Genomic DNA, 18601 nt, shown 5'->3' on the forward strand with positions numbered 1-18601 from the left:
ATATCATCTCCTTAATGCTGATTTCTTCTTTTTCTTTTGTGGAATTCTCTGTAATTCAGGATCCATATAATCCACATCACATTCAGAATTAATTAATTGACCTGTAAACCCTAAAACCTCTTTAACAACTGTTTCTCCTGGTCTTTCTAAATTATAGCTTTGCTTTGCTTTTCTTTGTTTTTCAGTCGTAAAAGAATTAGATATTGACTGACTATCTCTATCATATTTTTTTTCTTTGCCATCATTTTTCATGACACACTGTTGTTTCTGATGCAATAACTTTTCAATTTTCATCAATGAAAAACCAACTTCGCTTCCTTTTATTTTTACTTTTTTATCATCTATAAAAGAAATCCCCCTTCCTTTGAGAACTTTATATCCTAAATTTTGCATTTGTTTTTCAAATGCTAGATAAGAACTGGCAGACTTTAATGTCTGCTCGATATCTGCTTTAAGTTTTTCTTTTCTACTGTCATGGCGAGGCAATAACCGGTCTTTAGGAGACATAAATGCTCTTGGACTTAATACTTCTTGAAGACCGTATTTCTTTTCAAGCCGACGACAAAGTTCAGCCATCCGTTTATAGCTATTACTATCATTGGCAACCTTACCATCAAAGCCAACTCGATTGGCTGCAATATGAATGTGCTGCTCTTTGGTATCCTTATGTAATACACAGATGTATTGGTTGTCCGCTATACCAAACTCCTTAGCGCATTCTATTCCAACTTCTCTCAATTGTTCTTTGGTTAATGTATCTTCCGGAGCTAAACGCAGGGTCAGATGTAACATTGGTTTTTCAACACGCCTGCTTAATTTCCTTACATCTTTAAACTGCTCTGTAAGCTCATATTTGTTTTCGAAGCATTTATTATATTCTAATACTTCTGCTCGGTCTTTATGCTGCAAACGATCTTGCATTGCAAGTGCAAGTTTTTTCACCTCTGATAACTCTCTTTTATCTTCCAGACAGTAGCTAATGCAATGGTAAAAAGAGCTGCCGATGCTTACACGACCTATCATGACATAAAGTTTTTAATTTGGACGGCTAGATCTTTAACATGACCTGACTGTACTTTTAATTCTGCTCGTTCAAGCGGACTTAATTCATCATTACTATTTCTCTTTTTAGCGATTTGGTTCAGATTGGCTGCCATATGGTTGAGCACTCCAGTAAAGCTTAGGATTTCTTTCGGAAACGCTTTATTTCTGTAATCAATCTTTGCCGTGAGTCCAATTTCCCGAAGGTATTCGGAAACGGTAAGATTTACTTTTTTAGCTTTGAATTCTATGATTTTACGCTCGTAGAGTGTACATTTAATTGCCATCAGTTGGTCTCTTTTTACTTCCTTTTTGGGTCTTCCCCCTCCGTTCTTTTTTATTTCTTTCTCTTCCATAGTCTCTTATCATTTATTTTTTGAATGCGGCAGCATGAAAAAAATCCTCTCAACGAATGCGATAGCATGAGGGGAGCCAGCGTTTTGGTTTTACCAAAACATAGCTGGCTACCACTCGAACGTTATATAGATCGTCTAAAATTATGACCTCGTTTAACTTGCTGTTCCTGGTTTTAAAATTCGTTTAAATCTTTCTTTTGCTTATATAAAAAACTTTGGTCAATATATTTGATAGAATCTCTTTGCAGGGCTTCGCTAGTTAATTTTATACCTCCCGTATCTCTGTCTAAATAAAGATCGACTCTCTCATGCTTTTCCATTAATTGTAGAGACTTCTTAAAAAAAGATAGAGAATTTAGTATCAGGAAATTTGTTTCTAGGTTAACCGATTTTTGATTCATCATTTTATAAGAGAGATAGTCAAAAAAGCCTTCAAAAACAACTACTGATTTTGCTTGATTATCTATGAAAGTGATGTCTTTTGGTGAGCTGCTGCCTTTAAAATTTTCATTACGTAATTCATATCCTGCTGAAATATTCTCAAATCCAATTGCAGTATGCTTTCGATTATTTAAACAAAAATCAACCTCTTTACAATGTTGCCTTGCGATCTCTTGTGAAATGCTTCGTTTGTCTAAATAAGCCATCAACAACTTATTTTCCAATGTGCGTACATCAACAATGATAATTTTATCAAGGGGATTATCTTTCTTTTCATTTGCAATTCTTAGATTTGAAGTCTGTTGTTTTTCATTTATAAGCGCTAAACTTATACCTGAGGAAATGCTATTACCATTTAAAAGTTGTAAAAATTCCGAAACATTACATCTAAAATATTCAATCCCAAAATCGACTACATTTCCTCCTTTACCTATTCCATGATCATACTATGAATTTAATTTTTGATTCACTTTGAAAGAGGGTGTATTTTCATTTCTGAGTGGTGATAGATACCAATAATCCTGATTTTTTATTTTTGACGGCTCATACCCTAACGTTTCCAGATAATTGACTAAATCAATTTGATTTGCAATTTTACAATTGAACTTTTCCATAATTGTTTTTTTTTAAATAAACCTCCTACTAGATTTGGTACAAGTCAGTTCATTTGCTAATGAAAAAAAGAACAGAATTTTGCTTTTTTTTGATGTTTTGATGCAAATAACACTTAACTCATTGATTATATTACTATTACAGCGCATCAATAGTTGCATCAGTGCATCACTTTATTTTTGTCCTGCATCAGTTTTGCATCAAAAAAGATTGTTTTTTAGTTTGATGCAAGCTTTGATGCAGATCTCTTTAGCTCAATTACAAGACTTTATGCTAATTTTGCATCAAAGCATCAAATATTTTATAAAACAAAATCTTTTTGATGGTATAAAAACGTCCTCTTCGATCTACTTTTACATATTCGCCATGCGACAATAAGTCAATTCCACAATAAGATTTCGTATTATCTTCTGGTGTAAAACCCCATCGTTTAAGAATATTTCTTATTTCATTAGCAGAAATATTTATTCTGTTATTTTGCTTCCTTAGTAGAATGAAAATATCATTAGGAGCTAGTTTCAACTCATACTCTTCCATTTTCTCAAAACATTCATGAATCAATTCAAGTATCAGCGCCTCTTCTTTATTTCGATTTACAAGCTTTAATAGAGAGGCAGTCATAATCTGGTCCGGTTTAAACCACATTCTGGTTTTTTGCTCGGAAAAATAATTTCTCATTTGCAGGTACTTTAAGAAATACGGAATTTCTTTGTTCAGTTTTTTAAGAAAGAATACATCTTCTGTATTTATAGTCCGAATTTTACGAATCCAAAAACGGATTTCTTCTTCATCTATTTGAATAAAATTATCTTCGTTATTAGAACAAAGAATGAATTTTGCAAAGAATTCAATTTCTTGTCGATCCTTTCCTTTTGCTTCTATTTTATCTTTATCTGTCGTAGAAAGATACTTTAAACGTTCTGTAATTTCTTTTTTATCAAAAAACACTTCATCAATCGCTACAACTAACATACTCGCCCAATCAGAATTAAACTGCGACCCAAATGAATCGCCTTTTATGTAAGTCATATTCATTCCAAAAATTGCTTTCAACCACTTTATAAAAGAACTTTTTCCTGTCGATCGCTCTTTGCTTACCAAACAAAGAATTGGCAATGCTTGCGTAGGTTTTTCATATAAAAGTTTTATATAGTCTAAGCCTAATTGCGTTTGGTCTCCAAAAATATGTTGAATAAATTGCAATGAATTTGGAATCAATTTTTCGAGCTCATGAATTGAAAAATCCTTAGCTATTGGTTGGTTAGGCAGTTCATGATAGGTATTATAGAAATCATCTACAATTTGCTGGTAACCAAAATGATTCGGAATACAGCAAAAACCATCTAATTTGGATATATCGTTTAAAAACGATTTTCCATGATCTGAAATGATTGTTTCACGATTCCATCTAACCATCACTTTTACTTTATCGTCAGAAATTAAAGGTTTATCTATAATTTTGAAATAGGAAGTTCCTACTCGTAAATATTTTTCTTCCATTTTGTGCAATGTTTTTTATTGTATATTATGGTGTATACAATAGGTTAGATAATAAAAAAACAAGTATAGAAATGGTGCTTTCTATACTTGTCTTTTATATTTCAGGGATTTTACTTCATTAAGAGAGTCAAATAACTCTTCGTGATTTATTAAAATTCTTCTCCCAATAGAAGAAGCTTTAATATTACCATTATCAATATGGTTTCTAATGGTCTGGCGATCCACATGTAAGAGTTCTGCCGCTTCTTTGACAGTATACATGTTATTAGATAAATCTTTTTCTGGTTTAGTAAGAAGTTGTGCAACTAAACCTTTTAACTCTTTCAATTCTGATTGAATTGTTTCAAATGGATTTTGCATAAAATTGTAGATTTAATTTTTTACAATTTTATAACTTAATCGTTTTAATAATAACTTATTTGTATTCAATATCTTCAATTGAATACAATTGAAAATGAGTGGAACTATATTTGGTTAAAAATGGAATAATCATTTTCATAATATTTTTCGTGATGTGCTTTAATTAGATTATTTTCCTTGGAAAGATCGTATTTTGTTAGCATCGTTGAATTAATTTTAATATCTAAAAATTGGCTAGAAATCTCACAAAAATTTTTGTTTTCAATTGTGTTTTTAAAATAATTATTCTCTTTTAACTTAGAAAACAATAAAGCGAAGTATAAAATTTCTTTTTCTTTGTACAACCACTTACAATTTTGGTCAATTAATCCAATTTTAATGGCATTATTTTTAAAATTCAAATAACACAATTCATCTTTAAAAAAATTTTTAAAGCGAACTTCTATTGTATTATTTTCATCATTCGAAAAATCATAATTTACTATTGCTGAATTTATTTTATTCCTCTTATCAGTCTTATCAATCAATAGACGAAAATATAAAACAACCATAATTGCTGCCGAAAACGTTATTCCTATAGCAACTAGTCTAAATATTCCTTCTGATTTCAGAAAAACATTTTCGAAAAAATAAAAAGCAATCAAAAAAAGAAAAACCATAATAAGAATAACTACACCTAGTTTAATTTCACCATTAGTATTCTTATTATCAAGACGCTTTAAATCAATAAATTCTGATTTCTTTTTAAAATATTTCTTTATAAAATCCATACTAAACGATTTTCAATTTTAATTCAACATTAAAAACTTCATCCATGGCTTCTTTTTTCTCTGGTTCACTAATCTGGTAATATTGATTCAAAGTTTTCATATCGTTGTGCCCAGTTATAGATGCAATTAATTTATCACTTTTACCTTGTCTTTTCATCATAGTAATAAAAGTTCTTCTTGCTGTATGTGTACTTATTCTATCGTAAAAGAACATTTCTTCTTTAATATTTTCTTTACCTTTAGTTGTAACTTTTTGAACTTTATTATTGTATTCCATCTCCTGAAATACATCTTTTATATATTTATTCTGTTTTTGATTGGCAATTAAAGGAAGTTTATAATCATATTTTAATAAAATATATCTAGAAATACTAGTTAAAGGTATCTCCCTGGTTTCTTTAGTTTCATCTTTATTTTCTTTTAATAAAATAAAATCATTAGTCACATTACTTCTTCTTATCAAAGATAACTCTCCAAAACGCATACCAGTTACACAAGCAAAGACAAAAACATCACGAACTTTCCCTAGCTTTTCACTTTCAAATTCGTGTTGCATCAACTTATTCAAATCATCTATTGTTAATGCAATTTGATTTGTAATTACTCTCTCAACTTTTTTAAACTCTACAAAACTATCGTTATAAGTAAATTTATTTTTCCTGGCCCAAAACATAAAGGTTTTGAAAAGCCCGAGATTTCTAGCATAAGTATTATTAATATGCTTTAAATCATCCATACAATAGAAAGTGAATTCACGATGAAATATTTCATCGATCTTACTAAATGTCAATTTGAATTTTCTAGCAGCTTCAAATTTTTCTAGAATATTCTTTATATTTTTATACCTTTTGATTGTTGACGCAGACCATTCTTTGCCTTTCTCCTTTTCGGCAGTAAACTCATCATACGCATCAAAAAATGCATTTTTCCCGGACGGAGCTTTTTTAAACTCTTCGTCAAAAACTTTTTTTAAATTCTTCGAAGTAAAAGGTTCATTTATTCTTTTATACAAGCTTTCTGTTTCAAGAAATAAATCAGAGTATCGATTCATCTGAAGTCTTATGCTTTGAACAAATTTTGATTTCTTTTTCCCATTTACAAAAGGGAATCTATTTTCAAAATCCCAATTTTCAGGCATTATTTTCTCACCAGTTGAAAAGACAAATTTCTTATTCTCATTTTTAAAATAGCATGAAAATAAAATCAAAGTTTCTTTATCACTCTTCGGCTCTTTAAGATTAAAAGTGTATTTCATCAGTTGACAATTTAGTTGACAATAATGCTATATTTAGTTATAAAAACTTAGTCATAACAAATATAAGAATTACTGCAAAATAAGCGTTTCTTATTGATAATCAGCTATTAACAACCAACTCTGATATAATTACCGCAATAGCCGGCGACTCCACAAAAAAAACCGTAATTGACTAAAAAAGTCTTTACGGTTTTTTTTATGAATTTGTACAATTATTGTATGTCCCAAAAATTAAATACCTTTTTTCTGTATCCTGTTAATGTACTTCTTAAATATTTCATTCTGTTACGCCAGATCTAAAGTTCTTAAGCGAAATTCGATTCTTTCAAAAGAATAATCCATTCAAAAGCAGATATAATATCTTACAAAAGATATTGTATAGAATATTTTTTTATCTTTGAAATTCAAGTATTTTTAATCGAAATGGCTTTATCTTTGAGCATTCAGAAAATCAAGACTCATTTATGGAACAGAAAATTCATCAAGGAAGAAATGTAAAACGATTCAGAGAAATGCTTGGTATCAAACAAGAAGCATTGGCATATGATTTGGGAGAAGATTGGAACCAAAAGAAAATTTCTATGCTAGAGCAGAAAGATGTTATTGAAGATTCTCTTCTTAAACAAATCTCGAATTCTTTGAGAATTCCTGTTGAAGCATTTCAGAATTTTGATGAAGAACAAGCTATTAATATTATTTCTAATAAATTTGACAACGGTTCGATTGGCTATCAAAAGAATGATACTTGTACATTTAATCCTATTGATAAAATTGTACAATTGTATGATGATAAAATAGCTTTATATGAGCGTATGTTGAAAGAGAAAGATGAAATGATGGCAAGGCTTGAAAAGCTAATCAATAAATAAATCAATCACAATAAAGTATATTAAAATAAGCCTTTTCTAAATTTTATAGAAAAGGCTTATTTTATTAGTATATCAAGTAATAATAAATTCGGAACTCGAAAAAACTGTTATCACATTAATCTTAATCATGGCTTAATTCTTCCACATTCTAACCACTACATTGTGTAATGGAATTTCCTCTCCTTCGCATTTTACGATAAAATCAACAGTTTTGTACATAAACGCGACTTTGGCTTCTATATCAATATTTTTATTGGGGTGGTTTTTGTTTATTTTTTTAAAGGCATTTAATATCTCTTCGCCGTCAAATTCTGCTTCTGCATTATATTGGCTAAACCAAAATTGGCAATAAGAAGGCAGGGCTTTAGTTTGATAAGAATTTAAATCTTCTATTTTTATTATTTCCTTTTCACCGTTTACATATTCTGATTCCCTATCGTTACTTTCTTTGTCTGTTTTGTAGAACTGCAAATCGAAACGATAGTTGTATTTTGTTCTGAATTCTTCATATAAGGTTACAGGAACACCATTTTTTTTGATATATTCTTGTGTTTCTTTAGAAATAGTTGCATCATAGTAATAATCATAAAATTCTTGCTGTGTGTATTCATGAGGATTTCTATAGAATTCATTCGCACTTACAAAAGTTTCTTTAGCTTGATACTTTGCAATTTCTATTTTTTTATTCAATCCTGAAAGCCATAAAATAACAATGCCACCGGGAGCTAACCCTATAGTGATTTTTTTATATGTAGTATGAGACCATATTCCATTTAGGTTTTTATTGTCATATCCTTCTGTAAACAATTGTCGTATTTTATCCTGTGTTTTTTTATCTATTTCTGTTTCAATTTTCCAGAATTTTTTTTCAGCATAACTGATCCAAGTAAGTGATAATTCTGTAGGCATTTCATTACCACCAGAGAAAACATCTCCATAATAAGCCCATCCTTGTTGTATAAGCCCTGTATTTATAAATGGAGCAATAATTTTTTTGTCATTGCCTAAGTAGCCCTTGTGTATTTCTATAGGATATATTCGAGGTGCTATTACGGCAACTCCCCAACTAAAATTTTCTTTAGAATTCATATTTTTTTTATTTGAATTGTTACAGGAAACAATGCCAAATAAAATGAATAGAAAAATGGTGTTATATTTTTTAATCATGGTTTAATTCTTCCACATTCTAACCACTACATTGTGTAATGGAATTTCCTCTCCTTCACATTTTACGATAAAATCAACAGTTTTGTACATAAACGCGACTTTGGCTTCTATATCAATATTTTTATCGGGGTGGTTTTTGCTTATTTTTTTAAAGGCATTTAATATTTCTTCGCCGTCAAATTCTGCTTCTGCATTATATTGGCTAAACCAAAATCGGCAATAAGAAGGCAGAGCTTTAGTTTGATAGGAATTTAAATCTTCTATTTTTATTATTTCCTTTTCACCGTTTAGATATTCTGATTCCCTATCGTTACTTTCTTTGTCTGTTTTGTAGAACTGCAAATCGAAACGATAGTTATATTTTGTTCTGAATTCTTCCCATAAGGTTACAGGAACACCATTTTTTTTGATATATTCTTGTGTTTCTTTAGGTACATAATCTTCAAATCTATCATCATAAAACTCCTGCTGAGTATACTCGTCTGGGTTTCTACAAAACTCATTTACACTTACAAAGGTTTCTTTTGCTTGATAATTTGCAATTTCTATTTTTTTATTCAATCCTGAAAGCCATAAAATAACAATACCACCGGGAGCTAAACCTATAGTGACTTTTTTATATGTAGTATGAGACCATACTCCATTTAGGTTTTTATTGTCATATCCTTCTGTAAACAATTGTCGTATTTTATCCTGTGTTTTTTTATCTATTTCTGTTTCAATTTTCCAGAATTTTTTTTCAGCATAACTGATCCAAGTAAGTGATAATTCTGTAGGCATTTCATTGCCACCAGAGAAAACATCTCCATAATAAGCCCATCCTTGTTGTATAAGTCCTGTATTTATAAATGGAGCAATCATTTTTTTGTCATTGCCTAAGTAGCCCTTGTGTATTTCTATAGGATATGTATGTGGTGCTATTACAGCAACGCCCCAATTAAAATTTTCTTTAGAATTCATATTTTTTTTATTTTTATTGTTACAGGATAGTAACAGTATCATCATTAAACCTAATAGTTGATATTTTTTTTTCATATATATTATCCGTTTACGACTCTTTTTCGTTTATTATTTTCAAAATTGGGTTTGTTGGGCTGTACTAAAGTATTGGTTACGCCTTCTCCATAGACGGCATTCCAGTGCAGGTAATCATGACGAAGTTTTTTTAGTACAGCATTTCGCTCGTCTTCTTCTTTAGCCCTTCTTTCTTCTTCTTTAGCAACAGCTGTATGGTCATCAGCACTGTATACAATGGTTCGCATCGGAACAATTTCATATACAAAAGGCTGACCATCATGAAAAGCATATTGCTCTAGACGAGCTTTTACTTTTTCTAAAAAAGATACATTAGAAAATTTTGTATTCTTGAACTTATAGTCATTCATAATACTCTTTAAAGATATTGGAACTTCCTTATTCAAACAAAACTGAGCCATTAAATGGAGCGGAATATAGCTGTACTGATTACTTATCGCTTTTCTGTTTGAAGACAATACACTAGCCATACCGTTTAAAATAGTTCTTTGAGTATTGTCCCAATGAATCGTAAGTTCGTCCTTATGAAACCAGCCTTCGGTAATGAGTTGTTCCTTTTCTTTTTCGAGCATATTACCAAACATAGAGTTATTTACTAACAATCGTCCGTTTATTTCGCTTCTGCCTTCTACATAACTGCCGCCTACATCACAGTGTACGCCAGGTAAATAAAGTTCTACACCGCGGTCTGTCTTTCCGCCTCCTCTTTTTCCGGTAATACACGAAATATCTACCAAGTTAAAATTGGCACGATGTTCATCTGCAGCGACCAGGTGTACGGTATATTTGGCTTTACTTATAGAATTAAGACCTAAATCTTTTACATCATTCCACTGTACGAGACCATGATGCGGTACAGTATCATACAATCCTGCAAAACGAATAACTAATCGATCGAATGTTATATTCTCGTTGGTCAGCAAATATCCCAATCTTCCATTGGTTGGCAACTTTTTATTGGCATATTCACTACTTACTGCATAACCATTTGCATCTTTACAATAAAACGACCCATCGACAAGATAAACTGTCTCTGCCATATAAGACTGTCTTGTTATTTCATGAACAAAACAGCGTGCCGACGCTGCTCCACGGCTAAAACCAAAAACATCAACGGTAATAGTGCCTATTTCTTTTTGATTAGCCTCTTTTATTTTATCTGACATTAGTTCTATTGCTCTTTTTACCCGGTCTAATATTCCTGCATTTCCTTGTCCAAATCCTGTTCCTTGAGCTACATCATCTGTTTCATAATTTTCGAGAGGCAAAATTCCAGTTTCGCTATTCTCATCGTTATTGTTTAGGGTGTTGGTTCCCATTCCTTCTGTATAAATTTTAAGTACGGGATGTATTTTATTGAAAGGGTCTTCTAAATAATTTTTAAACAAAATAGCGGGATTACTCAAATCGTTTTCAAAGCTGCTTTCGTCTGCATATTTATAACGGCTTTCTTTTGCTTTTCCTACTTGTTTTTGGTTCGATGCGGCTACTTTTAAACGTTCTTCGGGATCTTCAATATAGTCTTGTTGCTGCTGGTATGAAACGTCTGAATGTTTTTTCTTAATTTGGTCGTCTTCCCAGGTTTTTCTTGCAATAGTATTGTACATATTATTTAATGTACCATCTATAAAAACACCAAACGTAAAATCTATTTTCTTTTGTTCTTCGGGAATTCCACCCTTTTCTGCTTCACCTTGCACTAAAGGGTTATTACCAGAGAGTTCGCCTTGCATCAAAATTCCTTTTTTAGAAACTTTTAGCGTACAGTCATCCAAATCAATACTTCCATCCTTTATTTTATCATGATACACAATAGGGTTAATAGAAAGTTCGCTGCCGCTGTCCCAAAAGCCAGCTCCCTGAATTTGCCAAGCTTGTTCTACAAACACAGGAAAAACACACTTTTGTACATTAGGAGTGGAGCTCTGACTTTTTCCTTTTTCGGCAGTAATCATTGCATCTGTAATAGATCCGGCAGGTAGTCTAGTCATTTTGGTATACGGATATACTTTTACAGGGCGCACAAATTTAGTTAAAGCATTTTTTGGATCTAATTTTTGTATCGGATCTCCGTCAGCATCACTTGGGGTTGGAGTTAAATCGGCATTGACTAATTTGGTATCTCGCAGTTGTATTTGAATGTCTTGTCCGTATAAGGCTTCTGTATAAATATGAAGGTAAACTGTAGAACCAAATGCAATTTCTTCTTCTATTAAAGCCCCCGTATAATCACGCCACTCTGCTGCAATAACTTTTGGCGTGCCAACAGCGCGTATAAACATACCATGAGGCGGCACACCCATAGGGAGACTTTTTTTATTGAAAATTTCAAGCCAAGTCATACCGCCACCTTCGAGTAATTTTGGAAATGTGATCTGCTTAGAGTTTGTACTGGCAATCCCTAAAATAATCGTATTATTGTGTGTAATTTTATCTGGATCAACTCCTTTTCCTACAACCTGCCAGCACCATTTTATACTTGCTCGTTCCTGGTCTGTATTTTTTTCGTAAGTGTCCTGAGATTCGTTGTATTTTTCGAATTTACGTTTGTATTCATTTTGACTTTCGCGACTCATTTTATCATAAACTTCCTTTTTTACAGGGGTAAAAGATTTTGGTTTAGGATAAATAGAATTAATATATTTTTCAAAATCAGTAATAATCACTTTAAATGCTCCAGCTTTAGAAAGCGTGAGACAGCTTTTTGCTTTATCCCATTTTTGACCTGGCTCCAAAGGTTCTACGGGCTTAATATGTAAATCTCTACTCATTTTCTGCGCTATTAATTATTAAAACAGAATCGTTCAAATCGCTTAAGTTTAGTCCAGGAAGTAATTCTGCTAACACTTCTGGAGAGCTGCTTTTTGTGTTTTTTTCAGTGAGATCTGCCGTTTGTCCATGATTTTTAATTGTTATGCAGTCTTTGCTTCCCATTGGACACGTAGCTTTACTGTCCTCCAACAAAGGATGCCCTTGATTTGATAAAGTTACTTTTTCGTAAGAACCGCTCCATTCGGTTATTGTAGTTTGGCAAGGAAGGAAACTGCTTCCAGATGGCTGTTTTTTACAATTCCCAAAAGTGTTTTTTTTCATTGTTTTCCCAATTTCTTTATTGGTGGCAATTAACTTTTCTTTTCCGTCAGCATCATTTGCATAATGCTTGGAATGCGTTTTAACTGCTAATTCATCTGTTTGTGGTGCTTGGCTGAACTGACATTGGCAGACAGCTCCATAAACTACAAAATGTTTCTCGGCCATAGTTAAGTTTATTAAAGTGAGGCTTATTTATTTTTTCTAAAAAAAGATTTTAATTTATCTGTAAAACTTCTTTCTTTAGTTTCAGTGGTTTCTTTTTCATAAATATAGAATTGATGTTTTTCTCTTGGAACACCAAGTATTCTTTTGGGTTCGAGATTTTCTGATTGCATTTTTTTTAGTCTTGCAGTAACATCAATAATATCATCATCTTCCTTATCTTGATAAGATTGAAATATTCTTTTACTTTCTTTTAATTCTGCATCACTACAAGGTCTAAATGAACTGCTTTCTGGAAAGTGGTATATTTCTATTCGATTTCTTTTATTTAAACTTTCATTGATTTTGGTTTCAAAAGTTCCTACTATTGAAAAAATGCTTCGATCTTCCTTATACAATTTGTAATCGACATTCATTTTAGAATCGACTGTTTCTCCAAAATCATCTGACAAGTATTTTTTAGGATAATGATAACCTTCCATTATTTCTTCGACACCTCTCTCGTCAATAGCAATTCCGTTAGCATTTATAAGTATTTTATCGTCCAAATCATATTTATCCTTGACCGTATGAAAAACACCATATTCAACAAATTGATTTCCAAATATGGGTGACTCCCAAATAGATTTAAATTTTAATTTAGAGGTATATTCTACGTATAACGGTTTAAAGTACAAATGGAAAAACCAATTTTGAGAAATTGATTTTTTTAATGTATTGTCATTTAATAAAATGTTTTCCATTTCATTAATGACTTTATCTATTACTTCACCTTTATAGTATTGAAGTATTTCTTTTTTGATAGATATCCATCTTTTTTTAACAGCCTCCATATTAATAATTTCCTCAATTTCGCCACTCCTTTTTATTTTTAGACGAATAGGAAAAATTGCCACTGATGCTTTTTCGGCAATCTGTTCAATTTTTGCGTTTGGAGTTTTATTATTTAAAAAAACTTGCCTTCTATTAATTTCCAAAACACAATTTTGTCCATAGTTATCACTGAGAATAGCTACTTCAATTTCATAATGAATTTGATTTTTTAAAACATCATTTTCATAATTTTCATAACAAAATCCGTATATTCTTTTTTGTTCAAATGAACCAAAATTTAAACTAAAGTTTGAATCAAAAACAACATTTTCTAAATCTTCAATCATTTATTCTAATTTTTACATATGGTTTAAGATTTTTTAATAACCATACAATTGTAAGAATACTTCATTAATTAATGTTTTCAAATTTAAATAAAAATCCTACAAATAATAAAAAACGAGATTATAACGCTACCTTTTTGATTGTCAATGCCTTGTATCAAAAACCGAAACTTTATTAACAAACATTAAACTTAAATTATAGAAATGTCCCTCAAAAAATGATAGTTTAATTTCACAAAATTTTAAAAAAAAGAGCCTTGAAAATTAATTTCCAAGGCTCTTTTTTACGATTTAATCGGATAAAAATCCGCTCTGAACTACTTTATTTCATAAACGACAAATACGGCTTCCCTACAAAGAATACCGCATTCATCCAACTAATTCAAAATTAAAAAAATTATAAACTTGCTTTTACTTCACCACAAGTCAGCATGTTTTTTGGGTAGTACGGGTTTTTGATTTCCTTACTATCACTTGTCCAAACTGCACCTGTCATTGGGCAAATTTGTAAATACAATGTCTCATCAGCAGGTTTAAATTTTGGAGCCTGATCCCAATATTTTATCGAGAGTGTTTCAAAAATCTTACGCTGTTTGTTGATGTTTTTTGTTGCCGTTAATGCCGTTGCCAATTCGATAATCTCTTTTCTCGAAGTTGTAGCTGCATTCATGTTTTCTAAATTTAACTTTTTAAACTTGAAGTTTTTTAAGGCACTTTTTAAAGCTTCTGCATTTTTAACAACCGCTAAACTGTCTGATGTTAAAAAACTGTTTTTTAAAGCCAAATAACTTTTTGTGATTTCTTTTTTCTCTGCTTCACGCTTTGCAACCAATTCAGAAGTTACTTCTTCTTTTGACGTAAGTTGCGCCTGAGCTAAAAAGCTACAGAAAATAAATGCTATAACTAATAAATTTTTCATGATGTAGGTTTATCTAATTTGGTAATGATTTTATCTATTTCTAATAAAATGTTTTCGTAGTGATCTTTATTAATTCCTGTTGAACCACTCATCAATTTTGTAACATCTGTTTTTAATTTCAAAAGATGCTGTTTTCCATACAATCTTACATCACTTCGTTGTGCTGTATTAGACGCTTTTCCTGGTTCTAATTCTTTTGGCAATAAAAGCATTCCTAACTTTTCAACATAACCACGCTGGAAACTTCTTCTATAATAATCTTGTTTTTCGTCTCCGCTAAATTTCACCCAAACTGTTTGCTGTACATCGTTTAAAAACTCAGGAACGGTATATGCTCCCTCAGATTGCATCGATTTTAAACTGATATTATAAAGCATCCCAGAGCTCAATAACATATTCAATACCTGATTCTGCTGATCTGAGATTTGATCTTCTCTCTTTAAAGCAATCAGATCATCAATTTCCTGCGGATACATCCAAAGTGGAGAAACAAACAATTGTCTACCTAAATAGTCTATCGCTGCTTTTACTTTTGCTTTAGGAACTGGTTTATAAACTACTCCTTTTTCATCGACTGTTCGTTTTGTAATGTAGTTGTTTCCAATATTTTTCAGAACGTGATACAAATACAAACCGTATTGTCTTACTACTGCTTTATGCATGTCTGCTAAATTATCATACGGATCGTTTGGCTGATAAGTCCATTCGATTAGATGAGGCACAACGCGCTTCAGGTTTTTAATTCCGTAATCGCTGGCAAGTACCGCATCGTCTCCCAGATCTTCTGATTGACTACGCGGATCTTCATCTTTTCCTTCTCCACCAAACCATAATTTCGGATTCGCCGTTAAACTATCAGTTGTTAATTTGGCCAATAATTTCTCTTCTTCAAACTCATCTTTCGTGTTTGGGTAATATTTATATCCCCATTCAACAGCCCATTTATCATAACTCCCAATACGCGGATAAAGACCTATTGGACTAATATTATCTTCTGGCTGTGCTACGTAGTTAAAACGGGCATAATCCATAATAGAAACCGTATGTCCATTTGCTTCTACCCATTTTTTATCTCGAAGTTTTTCTACCGGAGTTGCACTGCTCGCTCCCATATTATGACGTAAGCCAATGGTATGTCCGATTTCGTGAGAAGACACAAAACGGATTAATTGCCCCATTAATTCATCATCTAAATGCATTTTTCTTGCTCTTGGATCTAAAGGTCCAGCCTGAATCATATACCATCTCTGCACCAATTTCATTACATTATGATACCAGCCAACATGGCTTTCCATAATTTCACCACTTCTTGGATCACTAATTCTTGGTCCATAAGCATTTGGTGTTTCAGAAGCTAAATATCGCACTACAGAATATCTTGCGTCTTCCAAACTCATGGTTTTATCGTCTTCGGGCCACTCTTTACCCACAATGGCATTCTTGAAGCCTGCTGCTTCAAAAGCTTTCTGCCAATCGTTGATACCTGCAATTAAATAAGGTCTCCATTTTTTTGGCGTTGCAGGATCGATATAATAAACAATCTGTTTCTTTGGTTCTACCAATTCACCTCTCAAGTATTTTTTAATATCCTTGTCTTTTGGTTCTAAACGATAGCGCTGCACAATAAATTTCTTTTGAGCCCGCTGTTCGTCATCATCAAACAAAACATATTTATTAGCAAAATAACCTACTCTTTCATCAAAGAAACGTTTGCGCATTGGCGTTTTCGGAAGTAATACAATCGAAGTATTCAATCGTAATGTTATGCTTCCGCTGCTTGAAGTAGAACTTGTATACGTTTTTGTTGTTTTAGTCTCAATATTAATTGGATATGTATCAATACTTTCAACAAAAGATTTGTCATCGGCAAGAGACGTTAATTTTTTCTCTGTTTTGTCCTGACTTCCGATAGAGAACATAGCATTGTCTTTCTTGAAAACATCTGTTACTTCAATAACCACATCTTTGGTGTCTGGATTGGTTGTTTTTATTGGAAACGCAGCCACAATCGGATTTTCATTGCTTCCTTCTAATGCTTTTGCAAGCATAGAACCTGAAGAACGAACATCTTGTCTGTATTGCAGCGATCTTAAATAAACCGTATTATTGGAACCTTTTTCAAAATAAATAGTCTGCTCGTTCGCTTTTTCTCCACCAAAAGTTCCAAAACCTTCAGGCGTTGAAAGATATCTTGTTACAACAAGCATGTATCGATTAAATAAACTATCTGGAATTTGAAAGTAATATTTAGTATCAACTTGGCTAACCGTAAAAAGACCTGATTTGCTTTTAGCTTTATCGGTAATTATTTTATTGTAAGCCTGCATACCTTTTGGCTGTGTACTGGTACTATCGGCTTTCTTTTCGGGAGTTTGAGCAAAACCATGCTGCCAAGCCGACAGCATGATTAGAGATATAATTAACTTTTTCATTGGGATTAAAACGGAACTTTTTCGTCTGTATTTAAAGTAAGTTTTGGATTTTTTGTCAACGCCGACAAAGGAAACGGAACGATATACAATCTTGAATTAGGCTGTAAGGTGTATGTTTTCTGCGGAACTGTTTTGTTTACAAGTGGAAAAACTCTCGTAATTGTTTTTGCATACTCGGTTTCTGTATTTAATCTTTTTAAATCAAAAAATCTATTGAAACCAAAAAGCAATTCTTTTCTTCTTTCATTAATAACAAGATCCATTGTTTCTTTTCTTGTAGCTGGAACTTCTAAGTTTACTGCTCCTGATAAAATACGTTTTGCCCTCAATGTATTTAAAACAGTTACCGATTCGCTAAATCTATTTTCTCTAGCATAACATTCTGCAAGAATTAAATATACTTCAGGTGTTTTCATGCCAACAGTTGGATAAAAGAACTTTGTATATTGAGTTCCCCAATATGCTGTATTGGAACCTTGATCTAAATTGGTTGCACTTGTAGAATTAAAGAACAAATTAAAACGCGCATCGTTAGTTCCGAATAAAGTTCTCAATTCTGGACTGATGACATAAAGCTGACCAAAGTTCATTTCATTATAACCTGTCATGTACATATAGCTCAATACTTCTATATTATTGGCTGCCGGTACCGCAACTGCAGTTGGTCCTCCTTGTTTGCTGTAAGCTACCATATCAAAAATTTGGTTGTTGTAGCTTAACGACTTTTCTGCTGCTGCTTGAGCTTGTGCAATTTCTCTTTTAAACAAATGCACTTTAGCTTTAAAGGCATAAGCAAAAGCTAAAGACGGATGATAAACATCAAGCGGTTTTTCCTGAAGATAGGGCAACGCTTGTTCAATATCCTTTTGAATAAAATCATAAACCTGCGCCACGGTAGATTTGGAAGGCTGTGCTTCTAAATCAAATTTATCCATGATACAGATTCCACCATCTGTTGCTGCAGTATTTGGATCATAGCCTTTTGCGTAAGTGTTTACTAATAAAAAGTGATCGTAGGCTCTGTAAATCTGAGCTTCGGCTTTTGCTAATTGTTTTGTATTTGCATCGCCTTTACTATTGTCTACTAATGAAATAATGGTATTCCATCTGTTGATATAATTATAAGCCTGATTATAAAAGCTTGACCCACTTAATAACGAAACTCTGTCTACGCTTTCATCAAAAGTAAAATTAAGAATATCAATGTTTGGCGTTCTTCCGATTACGTTGGCTTCTCTCATCCATTGATCGTCAGATAAATATTGAAAGTTATTGATTGGATAACCGCGCCCCGGAAGTGAAACCATTTCGTGAAACTGATCGGCTGTTTCTACTACTAAAGATCCTTTTGGTGTTATGTCTGTATATTCTTCGCAAGATGTTACTGAAAACATCATTACTGACAGAATTGAAATATATAAATGTTTCATAA

The 18601-nt window shown here is 32.1% G+C and carries 16 protein-coding genes; 1 reads left to right on the plus strand and 15 read right to left on the minus strand.

Going from position 1 to position 18601, the window contains the following annotated elements; genetic code table 11:
* Nucleotides 1-3: 3 nt before the first annotated feature.
* From QLQ95_RS01730 to QLQ95_RS01760, 7 genes are all read right to left on the minus strand, one after another.
* Nucleotides 4-1023, minus strand: a complete 1020-nt coding sequence (locus tag QLQ95_RS01730) for a relaxase/mobilization nuclease domain-containing protein (RefSeq protein WP_482502351.1) — start codon at nucleotides 1021-1023, stop codon at nucleotides 4-6.
* On the minus strand, nucleotides 1020-1397 hold the full coding sequence (locus QLQ95_RS01735) for a plasmid mobilization protein (protein WP_482502353.1): 378 nt from the start codon (nucleotides 1395-1397) through the stop codon (nucleotides 1020-1022). The genes QLQ95_RS01730 and QLQ95_RS01735 overlap by 4 nt, the downstream gene beginning before the upstream one ends.
* Before the next feature lie 173 nt (nucleotides 1398-1570).
* Complete coding sequence (locus tag QLQ95_RS01740; protein ID WP_482502355.1) at nucleotides 1571-2044, minus strand: toprim domain-containing protein; 474 nt, start codon at nucleotides 2042-2044, stop codon at nucleotides 1571-1573.
* 679 nt (nucleotides 2045-2723) lie between these two features.
* Nucleotides 2724-3950 (minus strand): primase-helicase family protein, encoded by a 1227-nt coding sequence (locus QLQ95_RS01745; RefSeq protein WP_482502357.1) that lies wholly within the window; start codon nucleotides 3948-3950, stop codon nucleotides 2724-2726.
* 81 nt (nucleotides 3951-4031) lie between these two features.
* Nucleotides 4032-4310, minus strand: coding sequence for a helix-turn-helix domain-containing protein (locus QLQ95_RS01750; protein WP_059116779.1), 279 nt, complete (start codon nucleotides 4308-4310; stop codon nucleotides 4032-4034).
* A gap of 104 nt (nucleotides 4311-4414) precedes the next feature.
* Nucleotides 4415-5080, minus strand: a complete 666-nt coding sequence (locus QLQ95_RS01755; protein WP_482502359.1) for a hypothetical protein — start codon at nucleotides 5078-5080, stop codon at nucleotides 4415-4417.
* A gap of 1 nt (nucleotide 5081) precedes the next feature.
* Nucleotides 5082-6335, minus strand: a complete 1254-nt coding sequence (locus QLQ95_RS01760) for a tyrosine-type recombinase/integrase (protein ID WP_482502361.1) — start codon at nucleotides 6333-6335, stop codon at nucleotides 5082-5084.
* Between the two features lie 464 nt (nucleotides 6336-6799).
* Between QLQ95_RS01760 and QLQ95_RS01765 the strand changes: the two genes are divergently transcribed.
* On the plus strand, nucleotides 6800-7204 hold the full coding sequence (locus tag QLQ95_RS01765; protein ID WP_427874756.1) for a helix-turn-helix domain-containing protein: 405 nt from the start codon (nucleotides 6800-6802) through the stop codon (nucleotides 7202-7204).
* Between the two features lie 132 nt (nucleotides 7205-7336).
* Here QLQ95_RS01765 and QLQ95_RS01770 read toward each other — a convergent pair whose 3' ends face one another.
* The 8 genes from QLQ95_RS01770 to QLQ95_RS01805 form a co-directional block, all read right to left on the minus strand.
* Nucleotides 7337-8293 carry a DUF2931 family protein gene (locus QLQ95_RS01770; protein WP_482502362.1) on the minus strand — a complete coding sequence of 319 codons (957 nt, stop codon included), beginning with the start codon at nucleotides 8291-8293 and terminating at the stop codon, nucleotides 7337-7339.
* An 81-nt stretch (nucleotides 8294-8374) separates the two neighbouring features.
* A complete protein-coding gene (locus tag QLQ95_RS01775) occupies nucleotides 8375-9331 on the minus strand; it encodes a DUF2931 family protein (RefSeq protein ID WP_482502364.1) in 957 nt (318 codons plus the stop codon).
* A gap of 80 nt (nucleotides 9332-9411) precedes the next feature.
* Nucleotides 9412-12177, minus strand: a complete 2766-nt coding sequence (locus QLQ95_RS01780) for a T6SS phospholipase effector Tle1-like catalytic domain-containing protein (protein ID WP_482502366.1) — start codon at nucleotides 12175-12177, stop codon at nucleotides 9412-9414.
* Nucleotides 12170-12664 (minus strand): DUF4280 domain-containing protein, encoded by a 495-nt coding sequence (locus tag QLQ95_RS01785; protein ID WP_482502368.1) that lies wholly within the window; start codon nucleotides 12662-12664, stop codon nucleotides 12170-12172. The genes QLQ95_RS01780 and QLQ95_RS01785 overlap by 8 nt, the downstream gene beginning before the upstream one ends.
* 23 nt (nucleotides 12665-12687) lie before the next feature.
* A complete protein-coding gene (locus QLQ95_RS01790; protein WP_482502370.1) occupies nucleotides 12688-13821 on the minus strand; it encodes a hypothetical protein in 1134 nt (377 codons plus the stop codon).
* Nucleotides 13822-14215: 394 nt separating this feature from the next.
* Entirely contained in the window at nucleotides 14216-14737 is a 522-nt protein-coding gene (locus tag QLQ95_RS01795) for a DUF3347 domain-containing protein (protein WP_482502371.1), read from the minus strand.
* The gene (locus QLQ95_RS01800; protein WP_482502373.1) at nucleotides 14734-17169 is read right to left on the minus strand and encodes a zinc-dependent metalloprotease; all 2436 of its coding nucleotides are present in this window, start codon (nucleotides 17167-17169) and stop codon (nucleotides 14734-14736) included. The genes QLQ95_RS01795 and QLQ95_RS01800 overlap by 4 nt, the downstream gene beginning before the upstream one ends.
* Before the next feature lie 5 nt (nucleotides 17170-17174).
* On the minus strand, nucleotides 17175-18599 hold the full coding sequence (locus tag QLQ95_RS01805; protein WP_482502375.1) for a RagB/SusD family nutrient uptake outer membrane protein: 1425 nt from the start codon (nucleotides 18597-18599) through the stop codon (nucleotides 17175-17177).
* Nucleotides 18600-18601: the final 2 nt, after the last annotated feature.

Source organism: Flavobacterium sp. B330r (genome assembly GCF_056824325.1).